Source organism: Acinetobacter genomosp. 33YU, from assembly GCF_001990725.1.
Taxonomy (GTDB): domain Bacteria; phylum Pseudomonadota; class Gammaproteobacteria; order Pseudomonadales; family Moraxellaceae; genus Acinetobacter; species Acinetobacter seifertii.
This window is the reverse complement of sequence record NZ_LFZQ01000006.1, coordinates 128639-140663: the sequence shown is the minus strand read 5'-3', so window position 1 is coordinate 140663 and position 12025 is coordinate 128639. Positions and strand designations below refer to the sequence as shown.

General features: G+C 39.0%; 12 protein-coding genes. 11 read left to right on the top strand and 1 reads right to left on the bottom strand.

What is annotated here, in order from left to right:
- Positions 1–109: 109 nt before the first annotated feature.
- The 4 genes from pabC (at position 110) to AC056_RS07010 (ending at position 3153) form a co-directional block, all read left to right on the top strand.
- On the top strand, positions 110–922 hold the full coding sequence (gene pabC, locus AC056_RS07025; protein WP_077163146.1) for an aminodeoxychorismate lyase: 813 nt from the start codon (positions 110–112) through the stop codon (positions 920–922).
- A gap of 1 nt (position 923) precedes the next feature.
- Positions 924–1994: an endolytic transglycosylase MltG gene (gene mltG, locus AC056_RS07020; RefSeq protein ID WP_077163145.1), complete on the top strand. Its 1071-nt coding sequence runs from the start codon at positions 924–926 to the stop codon at positions 1992–1994.
- Positions 1995–2003: 9 nt separating this feature from the next.
- Entirely contained in the window at positions 2004–2603 is a 600-nt protein-coding gene (gene tmk, locus AC056_RS07015) for a dTMP kinase (RefSeq protein ID WP_077163144.1), read from the top strand.
- 133 nt (positions 2604–2736) lie between these two features.
- Entirely contained in the window at positions 2737–3153 is a 417-nt protein-coding gene (locus tag AC056_RS07010) for a PaaI family thioesterase (RefSeq protein WP_049063942.1), read from the top strand.
- A 55-nt stretch (positions 3154–3208) separates the two neighbouring features.
- On the opposite strand, the gene nadB is transcribed toward AC056_RS07010, so the two are convergent.
- A complete protein-coding gene (gene nadB, locus AC056_RS07005) occupies positions 3209–4852 on the bottom strand; it encodes an L-aspartate oxidase (RefSeq protein ID WP_077163143.1) in 1644 nt (547 codons plus the stop codon).
- 231 nt (positions 4853–5083) lie between these two features.
- On the opposite strand from nadB, the gene AC056_RS07000 reads away from it, so the two are divergent.
- The 7 genes from AC056_RS07000 (at position 5084) to era (ending at position 12021) form a co-directional block, all read left to right on the top strand.
- Positions 5084–6460: a Do family serine endopeptidase gene (locus tag AC056_RS07000; RefSeq protein WP_004699956.1), complete on the top strand. Its 1377-nt coding sequence runs from the start codon at positions 5084–5086 to the stop codon at positions 6458–6460.
- A gap of 120 nt (positions 6461–6580) precedes the next feature.
- A complete protein-coding gene (locus tag AC056_RS06995) occupies positions 6581–7033 on the top strand; it encodes an acyl-CoA thioesterase (RefSeq protein WP_077163142.1) in 453 nt (150 codons plus the stop codon).
- 176 nt (positions 7034–7209) lie between these two features.
- Entirely contained in the window at positions 7210–9027 is a 1818-nt protein-coding gene (gene lepA, locus AC056_RS06990; RefSeq protein WP_004699962.1) for a translation elongation factor 4, read from the top strand.
- 70 nt (positions 9028–9097) lie between these two features.
- Positions 9098–9925 (top strand): signal peptidase I, encoded by an 828-nt coding sequence (gene lepB, locus AC056_RS06985; protein WP_019457247.1) that lies wholly within the window; start codon positions 9098–9100, stop codon positions 9923–9925.
- Between the two features lie 23 nt (positions 9926–9948).
- Complete coding sequence (locus AC056_RS06980; protein WP_019457246.1) at positions 9949–10323, top strand: DUF4845 domain-containing protein; 375 nt, start codon at positions 9949–9951, stop codon at positions 10321–10323.
- The gene (rnc, locus tag AC056_RS06975) at positions 10295–10987 is read left to right on the top strand and encodes a ribonuclease III (RefSeq protein ID WP_019457245.1); all 693 of its coding nucleotides are present in this window, start codon (positions 10295–10297) and stop codon (positions 10985–10987) included. The genes AC056_RS06980 and rnc overlap by 29 nt, the downstream gene beginning before the upstream one ends.
- Before the next feature lie 11 nt (positions 10988–10998).
- On the top strand, positions 10999–12021 hold the full coding sequence (era, locus tag AC056_RS06970) for a GTPase Era (RefSeq protein WP_077163210.1): 1023 nt from the start codon (positions 10999–11001) through the stop codon (positions 12019–12021).
- The last annotated feature ends 4 nt before the right edge of the window (positions 12022–12025 follow it).

Below are 12025 nucleotides of genomic sequence, written 5' to 3'. Positions count from 1 at the left end.
GTTTCAAAAGTGCTGATTTAATCGGTATAATTTTTTAAAATCAGTCATTTATTAATTAAATGAAAGGTGTTGTATTGTTGGGCGGTTTTTAAGAAAGGACGGATTAAGCATGTGGTGTTTTAAAAATGGTCAACCTGTTGAAACCATTCCGTTACTAGACCGAGCATTTCATTATGGAGATGGATGCTTTACCACAATTCGTATTTTTCAAAATAAGATTGAGCTTAGGGCTCGACACTGGGAACGTCTAAAACTTGCCTCCCAAAAACTAGCTTTAACTGCAAACTTTGACTTCATTGAACAGAGTTTACAGCATCTATATAAACAAAACCTTGTACTCAATGGCACTTTAAAAATTGTAATTAGCCGTGGTGAAGGTGACCGTGGTTATAGTTTGCCAAAGCATGAAGCAGATATTTATGTCTGGTTTTATCCAAAAGCACTGGAGCAATTCCAACCCGACTTTATTAAGTGTGGGGTTTTAAATCAGGCTTTGGGTTTAACCATGCCAAGTCTAGTTGGACTTAAATCTTTAAATCGGCTGGAACAGGTACTGCTAAAAAAAGAAGCAGATCAACAAGGGTGGGCAGAAGCATTAGTATCTGATGTACAAGGTTATATTGTTGAAGGGGTAAGCAGTAATTGTTTTATTCGTTTAAATGATAGATGGATTACACCGGAACTTCGCTATAATGGCGTCCACGGTGTGATGCGTGCAGAAATTTTGGCGCGTATGCAGCACCATGGAATTGCCTGCGAAGTCAGAATAATTGAATTAGATGAAGTGCCACAAATACAGAGTCTATTCTTTTGTAATGCTTTACATCCAATGCGAGTAGTTACTCAAATAGGTGAACAAACTCTAGATTCACAGGCGTGCCTAAATTTATTTCATAATCTTAACTTGAATCAGATTCATTAATATGCCGAAGCCACCTGTGAACGCGAAAGCAAAAAATGCTAAAAAAAAGGGCAATAAAACAGCATCTCATTTTCCTAAAAAGTTGGTGCTGATTGGCTTTTTTATCGTTTTAATTTCTATTTTTGCTATTTTGTGGTCAAGTTTATTTAAAGCTTATCCTGTTGAAGGGAAAAAGCAGATGCTATCGATCACATCAGGTGAGACCTATTCTGGTTTTATTGATCATTTAGCCAAAGACAACAAAATCCATTTCCCTATTGTACTTAAGCTTTATCAAAAGTTCATGATTCATGACAGCATGAAAGCTGGTGTGTATGAAATCGAACAGGGAATGAGCGTAAGGCAAGTATTAGAGATGTTGTCTAATGCTGATAATGCTCAGATGAACCGTGTTTTGGTGATTGAAGGTACGACCTTTAAACAGCTTATTACTGCTTTGAAAAATGATAAAAATGTAAAAAATACAATACTCGATCTACCTGATGATCAGCTCATGAAGGCGCTAGGAATTCCATATCATCATCCGGAAGGTTTATTTGCGCCTAACACTTATTTCTTTGCAAAAGGTGAGACTGATAAAAAAATCCTCACCGCTTTATATCATCATCAAATGAAAGCCTTAGATACTGCTTGGGCAAACCGTGCACCAAACTTACCTTATAAAGATAAGTATGAAGCTTTAATTATGGCTTCAATTGTTGAGAAAGAAACAAGTGTAGATAGTGAGCTTGAGCAAGTATCTGGTGTATTTGTGCGCCGTTTGAAAATTGGTATGCGTTTACAAACTGACCCAACCGTGATTTATGGAATGGGTGATAACTATAAAGGCAAGATTACTCGCGAAGACTTGCGTACACCAACTGCATATAATACCTATACCATTAATGGTTTACCGCCGACACCAATTGCTTTACCTAGTCAAAAGGCAATTGAAGCAGCATTACATCCAGATGACTCAAATAATATTTATTTTGTGGCAACTGGTAATGGCGGTCATAAATTTACAGCAGATTTACAGGCTCATAATCAAGCGGTACAAGAGTACTTATCCGTGTTGAGATCGAAGAAATAAGGAAAAAAGATGTTTATTAGCTTTGAAGGCACGGAAGGGGTAGGTAAAACTACACTCATTCGAAAAATTCATCAGCATTTTGAAGAGCAAGGTAAACAAGTCGTTTTAACCCGTGAACCAGGTGGTACGCCTTTAGCAGAACAAATACGTTCAATGCTTTTGGCGGTGAATCATGATGAAAATATGAGTCACGATACTGAACTACTCTTAATTTATGCGGCACGTGCGCAACACTTACAACAAGTGATTTTGCCGGCTCTAGAGTCTAGCAAAATTGTTTTAAGTGATCGCTTTACCGATGCAAGCTTTGCTTACCAATGTTCGGGTCGTGGTTTAAGCCAAGATAAATTACAGCTTTTAAATCAGAACTTTGTTTCACGTATGCCAAACGTGACTTTCTGGTTAGATGCACCGATTGAACTCGGTATGAACCGTGCACGTGAGCGTGGAGCTTTAGACCGTTTTGAACAAGAAAAGTTAAGTTTCTTTACTAAAGTTCGCGAAGGTTATGAGACCTTATGGAACGCTGAACCTGAACGTATTAAACGTTTAGATGCTACGCAAAGTCCTGATCAGGTTTTTGAGCAAGCCTTACAATATTTAAGATAAATAATAAAAGCCACTCTCATATTTATGGGGGTGGTTAAAAATAATGACAAATCTGCTTAAAAAGAACATAGAACATATTGAACAATATTTTATGCTATTTTGAATACTGTTCTTAAATCGAAGAAAAACAAGGATGAAAAGTTCAAAAGAAGAAATTATAGCGTTTCTTGAAAAGGAATTTCCCCCAAGTCTTGAACATTGCACGATTGAATCAGTCACGCCTAAAGCTGCTGTCGTTTATTATCACGTCGATCAAAGACATCAACGCCCAGGCGGTACCATATCTGGGCCTACCATGATGACTTTAGCAGATTTTGCTTTGTATATTGCAATACTCGGTGAAATTGGAATTATTGGTTTGGCGGTAACGACAAATTTTAATATTAACTTTCTTAGAAAACCCGCAGGTGATAAAGATCTACGCAGCGAATGTAAGCTCATGAAAGTAGGAAAGACCTTGGTCGTAGGTGAGGTCTGGATTTATTCAGTTGGATTAGATGAACCTGTAGCGCATGTAACCGCGACTTATTCAATTCCACCTAGACCATGAATATTAAATTCAAAAAAGCACAGCCAGAGCTGTGCTTTTTTTGCAGAAGAACAGTTTAAATTTCGGTATTAACCAATGGTTGTTCTACTGTAAAAGTTGGAGGAGTTAAAACAGTTTTACGAATCTCTTTTGAAGTTTCTGGATAATCGAGCGTGTAGTGTAGCCCACGTGATTCTTTGCGGTGCATGGCACAGCGAACAATCATCTCAGAAACGAGCACAAGATTACGCAGTTCAATCAGATTTTTGCTAACACGGTAATCTTGATAATATTCAGTGATTTCACGCTTTAACATCTCTATACGGTGTAAGGCACGTTCTAAACGTTTTGTAGTTCTTACAATACCAACGTAGTTCCACATGGTCGAACGTAACTCATCCCAGTTTTGTAAAATCACCACATCTTCATCTGGGTTGGTTACTTGAGAGTCATCCCAAGTTGGTACTTCTGGTAATTTGAAGTTTTCATCAAACTTATTTTCGATGTCTTTTGCTGCACTCATGCCGTAAACAAAGCACTCAAGTAATGAGTTACTTGCCATACGGTTTGCGCCATGTAAGCCTGTATAAGAGGTTTCACCAATTGCATATAGACCTTCAATATCGGTCTGACTATTTGAGTCAACTACAACACCACCACATGTATAGTGAGCTGCTGGCACTACTGGAATCATGTCTTTGGTAATGTCGATACCTAACTCAAGCAATCGTGCATAAAGTGTAGGGAAGTGCTCTTTAATAAATTCAGGTGATTTGTGGGTAATATCTAACCATACATGACGAATACCGAGACGCTTGATTTCGTGGTCAATGGTACGTGCCACAATATCGCGAGGAGCCAACTCTGCACGATCATCAAAACGAAGCATAAAACGTTCGCCATCTGGCAAGCGTAAATAAGCACCTTCACCACGCATGGCTTCGGTAATTAAGAACGAACGTGCTTGTGGATGGTATAGGCAAGTTGGGTGGAACTGGTTAAATTCCATATTGGCTACACGGCAACCTGCACGGTAAGCCATGGCAATGCCATCGCCTGTGGCAATATCAGGGTTAGACGTATAAAGGTAAGCTTTCATCGCACCGCCGCAAGCAAGTGCGGTAAATGGTGCAAGGAAAGTATGAACTTTTTCAGTGTTTTCATCTAAGGCATACAAACCAATAGCGCGATTTGCCTGATCTGTATGACCCAATTTATGCGACGTGATTAAATCAATCGCAATGTAGTTTTCAAAAATAGTAATATTTTCGCGTTCTTTGGCGCGTTCAACTAACGTGGTTGAAATGGCTTTACCAGTAGCATCAGCAGAATGGATAATGCGGCGCTGTGAGTGACCCCCTTCACGCGTTAAGTGAAGTTGCTCATCTTCATCTAAGGTGAACTGAACACCTTGCTCTAAAAGGAAATCAACAGAAGGGCGACCGCCTTCTACAGTATGTTGAACTGCATCTATTTCACATAAATGAGCACCTGCAATCATCGTGTCATTAATGTGTTGTTGAATAGAGTCAGTTTCATCAAGAACAGCAGCAACACCGCCTTGTGCATAGAAGGTACTTGCTTCAGTCAAAGCAGCTTTGGCTAAAACTGCAATATTAAAATGACTTGGTAACGATAAAGCCAGACTTAAACCAGCACCGCCACTGCCCACAATAATCACGTCAAAGTGGTGAATTGTCTGTTGATTAGGCATGTCCATTCGCATCAATTTAAAACGTCCGCTAATGACACCCCTTTTTACCTAAAAAGGCAAGAGCTTAAGCGCTCTAAGTCACAGAAAAATTGCAATTACCTTAAAAAATTGCAATGTGTAAAATAAACATGATCATGATGTCTTATAAGTAAACATATTGTTACGCACAATTCCAAAGCATTGTGATACAAAAGTTTTATTCTTATTTCTCGTAGACCAATTGTGGGTGAGCACCGAATGAAATCTCGCTATTTACAACAAGGAATGTATGCAGCGGTATTTACAGTTGCCGCTGTTCAGGCAAACGCTGCTGTTGATTTTTCAAACCTCGTTGAACAAGTTAGTCCAGCTGTGGTGAGTGTAAATGTCGTAAAAAAAATGACTCAGGATGAACTGTTGCAACAGCAAGTTCCTGAAATTTTAAAACGTTTCTTTGGTAATCAGGTCATCATTCCACAGCAACAAGGTCCTCAAGAAAAAACCGCATACGGTAGTGCATTCTTTATTAGTAAAGATGGTTATTTACTCACAAACCATCATGTGATTGAAAATGCTTCCCGAATTAGTATTACTTTAAATGACCGTCGTGAAATTGATGCAACTGTTGTTGGTAGTGATGAACGTACCGATGTTGCCTTATTAAAAGTCAATGGAAATAATTATCCAGCTTTAAAAGTGGGTAATGTTGACCGCTTACGAGTCGGTGAGCCTGTTTTAGCGATTGGTTCACCATTTGGTTTTGACTACTCAGCCTCAGCAGGTATTGTCAGTGCTAAATCACGAAATATGAGTGGTGAAACCTCTGTACCGTTTATTCAGACAGATGTGGCTTTAAACCCGGGTAACTCAGGGGGTCCATTGTTTAATCAAAACGGTGAAGTAGTCGGAGTAAACTCACGTATCTTTAGTGGTACTGGTGGTTATATGGGCTTGTCTTTCTCTATTCCAATCGATGTGGCGATGGATGTAGCTGAACAGCTTAAAACCAAAGGGAAGGTTACTCGTTCATACTTAGGCGTTATGATGCAAGATATTGACCGTAACCTTGCTGATGCCTACAAATTACCTAAACCAGAAGGTGCTCTTATCACACAAGTTACGCCAAATTCACCTGCTCAAAAAGCAGGGCTTAGAGCTGGTGATGTGATTTTAAAACTTAATGGTACGTCTGTACTACGCACAAGTGATTTGCTTTATGCTTTAAACAAAGTGCAGCCAAATCAAACTGTTCAGTTTGAAGTATTACGTGATGATAAAACTCGTAATATTTCGGCAACTTTGGCAACCGCACCAGATGAAACACCAGCTACAGGTGCTCAGACTTCTGCCTCTAAAGGTCCGGTTTTAGGCATGAGTATTCGTGATTTAGCTGAGCCAGAGAAAAATGCATTGAGCGTAAAAGGTGGTATTTATGTTCAAGATGTTCGCCGTGGTGGATTAGCATCATTGTCAAATATTATTCCGGGTGATGTGATTATTCAGGTTAATAATACTCAAATTTTGAATAGCCAAGATTTTGCAAAAGTTGTTTCTAACTTACAAAAAAATACGGTTGCGCGTGTTGGAATTATTCGTCAAGGCCAACGTGCAATGCTTGGTTTGCGCATCCAGTAAAATGATTTAAAAATGAACCACCCTGAAAATGGGTGGTTTTTTATTATTTGTATTCGGCATAATGTTCGATCTAGCTAATTTAATTGTAGTTTTAGGTTTAATGATTAAAGTGGGTGTTTTGTGAGCAGTATTTTCGATTTGCATATTCAGGTTCAGCCACAGCATATTGATGCTTTGGGTCATGTTAACAATGTAATGTATGTCCAATGGATGCAAGATGTTGCTGCTGCTCATGTTGAAACATTAGGTGTAGGCGTAACCAAATACCTTGAGCTTAAACATGCAATGGTGGCCGTTGAGCATCATGTGCAATACCGTAAAGCAGCGTTTGAAGGCGAAGAAATTGTACTGCGAACATGGCTCGATGATATCAATGCGCTTTACTCATTTCGCCAGTATGTTTTTTATCGTCCTTCTGATCAGGCAGTTTTATTTGTTGGGAATACCAAGTGGGCATGTATTGAAATTGAATCGGGTCGACCAAAACGAATGTCGCCAACTTTTACACAAGCCTATAAGCCCCTTGATACAAGCATAAATCCTTTGGATTTTACTATTTCATATGTTCGTTAGTCGGAAGTATTACATGTGCTTTGAATTGTCATTTTTTAGAACATAAGTACAAAGCTCATGATTATTTTGGATACTTTAAAATATCCATCTGCTATAATCTCTCGCAATTTGTTAAACCGCTTTGGCTATGTATTAAAACAAGCTACATAGCACTTTATATTTTCTCAAGGTAGCCCATGGCGCAAGCTAAAAAATCCGTTGATATCAAAAATATCCGAAACTTCTCGATTATCGCTCATATTGATCATGGTAAGTCTACTTTAGCTGACCGTTTCATTCAGATGTGTGGTGGCCTACAAGATCGTGAGATGCAAGCTCAGGTCTTGGACTCAATGGAGCTTGAGCGCGAACGTGGGATTACCATTAAAGCAGCGTCTGTGACATTGTATTACACCCATCCAAATGGGCAGGAATATCAGCTTAATTTTATTGATACACCTGGGCACGTTGACTTCTCGTATGAAGTTTCTCGTTCGTTAGCTGCATGTGAAGGTGCATTATTGGTTGTTGATGCTGCGCAAGGCGTAGAAGCACAATCAGTTGCAAACTGTTATACAGCTATTGAACAAGGTCTCGAAGTTCTTCCTATCTTGAATAAAATTGATTTACCGCAGGCTGAACCTGAACGTGTAATTCATGAAATTGAAGAAATTATCGGGATTGAAGCGACAGATGCACCGACTTGTTCAGCAAAAACAGGTTTAGGCGTTGAAGGTGTATTAGAGCGTTTAGTTGATGTTATTCCGGCACCAGAAGGTGACCGTGAAGCTCCACTTCAAGCGTTAATTATCGATTCATGGTTTGATAACTACTTAGGTGTAGTTTCTCTTGTTCGTATCAAACAAGGTCGTATCCGTAAGGGCGACAAAATGTTGGTTAAGTCGACAGGACAAACTCATCCAGTAACTTCGGTTGGTGTATTTAACCCTAAGCATACTGAAACAGATATTCTTGAAGCTGGTGAAGTAGGTTTTGTTATTGCAGGTATTAAAGACATTTTTGGTGCACCAGTAGGTGATACCATTACACTTGCGACTACACCAGACGTTGCAACGTTACCGGGTTTCAAAAAGGTTAAACCGCAGGTTTATGCAGGTCTTTTCCCAATCGATTCAAGTGACTTTGAACCATTCCGCGAAGCATTACAGAAATTACAAATTAACGATTCTGCCTTGTTCTTTGAACCTGAAAGTTCAGATGCACTTGGTTTCGGTTTCCGCTGTGGTTTCTTAGGTATGTTGCATATGGAAATCGTACAAGAGCGTTTAGAGCGTGAGTACGATCTCGATTTAATTAGCTCTGCACCAACAGTAGTTTATGAAGCTGTTACCAAAAAAGGTGAGACGATCTATATCGACAGCCCGTCTAAAATGCCAGATGGTTCAGTTGTTGAAGATTTACGTGAGCCAATTGCTGAATGTCATATTCTTGTGCCGCAAGAATACTTAGGTAATGTCATGACCTTATGTATTGAGCGTCGTGGTGTACAAAAAGACATGAAATTCTTAGGTAATCAAGTTTCGATTACTTTTGAAATTCCAATGGCTGAAGTCGTAATGGATTTCTTTGACAAGCTTAAATCATGTTCACGTGGTTTTGCATCGCTAGACTATAACTTCGTACGTTTTGAAAGTTCATCTTTAGTTAAGGTTGATGTGTTAATTAATAGTGAAAAGGTTGATGCCTTGGCTATGATTTGTCACCGTAATGATGCTCGTCATCGTGGTATTGCTCTAGTTGAAAAAATGAAAGACTTGATTCCACGTCAGATGTTTGATGTTGCAATTCAGGCTGCCATTGGTGCGCAAATTATTGCTCGTTCGACCGTTAAGGCGATGCGTAAAAACGTCCTAGCAAAATGTTATGGCGGTGACGTGTCTCGTAAGAAGAAATTACTTTCTAAACAAAAAGAAGGTAAGAAACGTATGAAACAAGTGGGTAGTGTAGAAATTCCACAAGAAGCGTTCTTAGCTGTTTTGAAAGTAGAAAGATAAAAGAAAGGGCTGGGATGAACTTATATTCTCCCAGCCATGAAGCAAGCAGCTAGGCTGCGAGTGAGGTCATGTGGATTTTGATTTTAATTTAATTCTTGTTCCAGTTACGCTGATTTTATTTGCAGTGTGGTTGCTAGATAAGCTCGTTTTTAAACAGCGTGCGAATAAAGGGCGAGAGAACGAAAATTTTGTTATTACATGGGCCTATGACTTTTGGCCAGTTTTAGCTGTTGTGCTTGTATTACGTTCATTCCTTTATGAACCATTTAACATTCCATCAGACTCTATGGTTCCAACTTTAGAGACTGGCGATTTTATTTTGGTTAACAAGTTTGACTATGGTGTTCGTTTACCTATCGTCAATAAAAAAGTGATTGATGTTGGTGAGCCTAAACGTGGTGATGTCATCGTATTCCGTTATCCACCTCAGCCGACTATTAGCTACATTAAACGTGTAATCGGTTTACCAGGTGATCATATTGTTTATGATCATGGGCAATTGATTATTAATGGTCAAAAAATTCCTAAAGTAGCAACACAGTTTAGTCGTGAAAAAGATGCTTTAGATACACCTACGTCGATTTATCATAAAGAAACGATTGGTGATCATACATTTACAATGCGTGAGCTTGAAGGCGTAAACGTTGCGCGTCAGGCACCTTTTATCAACTATGTTGATAATGGCAAATATTCGAACCAAGACGGTTTATATTGGGAAGTGACAGTTCCAAAAGGACATTACTTTGCAATGGGTGACAACCGCGATCAAAGTGCTGACAGTCGTTTCTGGGGCTTTGTTCCTGAAGAAAACTTAACAGGCCGAGCTTTCTATGTCTGGATGCATAAAGAACCTGGTTTCCACCTGCCAAGCTTTAACCGAAATGGAAAAATAGATTAAAAACAACCATTAGGAAAACAAAAATGCGTAAGGCACAACAGGGTACTTCGTATTTAGCAATTTTATTTGGGGTAGTCATATTTGCAATTGCGGCGAAAGCCGTACTTGCAGTTTGGCCAGCATATTGGGATGATCGTGTGATTAATAATCAGATTACTGAGCTTATGCAACAAAGCTCAGCTGATACCACACCCCAAAAGTTTATGACACAAATGGATCAACGATTGGAAATGAACAATATTCGTGATCTCCATTTTAAAGAGATTGCTGAAGTGTTTAACCAATCGGGTTTAATTGTCAAAAAGAAATATGAAGTAAGAAAACCATTCTTACTAAATATTGATTTAGTTTTAACATTTGAGAAGAGTTTTGACAAAACATCAGTTCAAACTAAGTGATCCTCGCTTACTCAGTCGGATCGGTTATCAATTTAAGCAGCCCGAATTGCTACAGTTAGCTTTGACTCATCGTTCGGTGAGTCATAGGTATAACTATGAACGTTTGGAGTTTTTAGGCGATTCGCTATTGGGGATGATCATCGCCAATTATTTATATCATGCCTACCCACATGAAAATGAGGGGCGTTTAACGCGTATGCGTGCGACTCTGGTTCGCCAAGAAGCTTTAGGTAAAATTGCAACCGATTTGCAACTTAGTCGGTGTTTAATATTAAGCACGGGCGAATTGAAATCTGGTGGTCATCATCGTGAGTCAATATTGGCAGATACTGTAGAAGCGATTATTGGCGCAATATATCTTGATTGTAGTGACCTGAACCTACTCAACGATATTGTGTTAAAATGGTATGTACCTTATTTAGATCATATTGAGCCAACAGATCAACTCAAGGATCCAAAATCACGTTTACAAGAGTATCTACAAGCACGTAAAAAACCTCTCCCTGTTTACGAGGTTGTAGATATTCAGGGTGATGCGCCTCATCAGCACTTTAAAGTCGAATGTTTGGTAGATGGTTTACCAAAGATTTATGGTGAGGGGTCAAGTCGTCGTTTTGCCGAGCAGGCAGCAGCGGCGGAAATTTTAAAGTTATTGGAGCAATAACCTGCATGTCGATGCATTCTGATCAAATCAATCCAGATTCAAATGAAAACCAAGATCCAAACAATCTGATTGATCAATTTTTTAGTTCCAAAGGCGTTACAATTCCTTCGGATTTTAAGAGCGGATTTGTGGCGATTGTGGGACGTCCAAATGTGGGTAAATCTACCCTCATGAACCATTTATTGGGTCAAAAACTCTCGATTACTTCGCGTAAACCTCAAACGACACGCCATAAAATTATTGGTATTGATTCACGTGAAAAAATGCAAGCGGTCTATGTTGATACACCGGGGATGCATAAGAAAGAAGTACGTGCCATCAATAAAATGATGAACCGTGCTGCGCATTCTGCACTACGTGACGTTAACTTAGTTTTATTTGTTATCGATGCCTATAAGTGGACTCAAAATGACGATTTAGTGCTTGAGAAACTCAAGAATGCTGAAATGCCAGTTATTTTAGTGATTAATAAAGCTGATACTTTTGAAGATAAAAGAGAGATTCTTCCTCTAATTCAAGAGCGTACTAAGCTTATGAATTTTGCTGAGATTGTTCCTGTTTCTGCTCTACGTGGAGCTAACTTGGAACATTTAAGTGAAACGATTGAAAAATATCTTCCTTATCAGCCACCACTGTATTCATTTGATCAAATTACGGACCGTTCTGAGCGCTTCTTGGCAAGTGAGATCATCCGTGAAAAAATCATGCGTCAGTTGGGCGAAGAGCTTCCATATGATTTAACAGTGCAAATTGAATCTTTCAAAACGGAAGAAGAAACTGTTAATGAGAAAACGGGACGATTAAAACCAGCTTGTACTTATATCGATGCAACTATTTTTGTGGATCGTGCTGGTCAAAAAGCAATTGTAATTGGTGAGAAAGGTGCCAAGCTTAAAACGATTGGTATGGATGCTCGTAAAGATATGGAAAAAATGTTCGAGCAAAAGATCATGCTTACCTTATGGGTTAAGGTTAAAGGCGGTTGGTCTGATGATGAACGTGCTTTAAAAAGTTTAGGATATAGTGATATCTAAGAAG

Coding starts and splice junctions, on each gene's coding strand:
- pabC (WP_077163146.1), top strand. CDS start 110: ATGTGGTGTTTTAAAAATGGTCAACCTGTTGAAACCATTCCGTTACTA.
- mltG (WP_077163145.1), top strand. CDS start 924: ATGCCGAAGCCACCTGTGAACGCGAAAGCAAAAAATGCTAAAAAAAAG.
- tmk (WP_077163144.1), top strand. CDS start 2,004: ATGTTTATTAGCTTTGAAGGCACGGAAGGGGTAGGTAAAACTACACTC.
- AC056_RS07010 (WP_049063942.1), top strand. CDS start 2,737: ATGAAAAGTTCAAAAGAAGAAATTATAGCGTTTCTTGAAAAGGAATTT.
- nadB (WP_077163143.1), bottom strand. CDS start 4,852: ATGGACATGCCTAATCAACAGACAATTCACCACTTTGACGTGATTATT.
- AC056_RS07000 (WP_004699956.1), top strand. CDS start 5,084: ATGAAATCTCGCTATTTACAACAAGGAATGTATGCAGCGGTATTTACA.
- lepA (WP_004699962.1), top strand. CDS start 7,210: ATGGCGCAAGCTAAAAAATCCGTTGATATCAAAAATATCCGAAACTTC.
- AC056_RS06980 (WP_019457246.1), top strand. CDS start 9,949: ATGCGTAAGGCACAACAGGGTACTTCGTATTTAGCAATTTTATTTGGG.
- era (WP_077163210.1), top strand. CDS start 10,999: ATGCATTCTGATCAAATCAATCCAGATTCAAATGAAAACCAAGATCCA.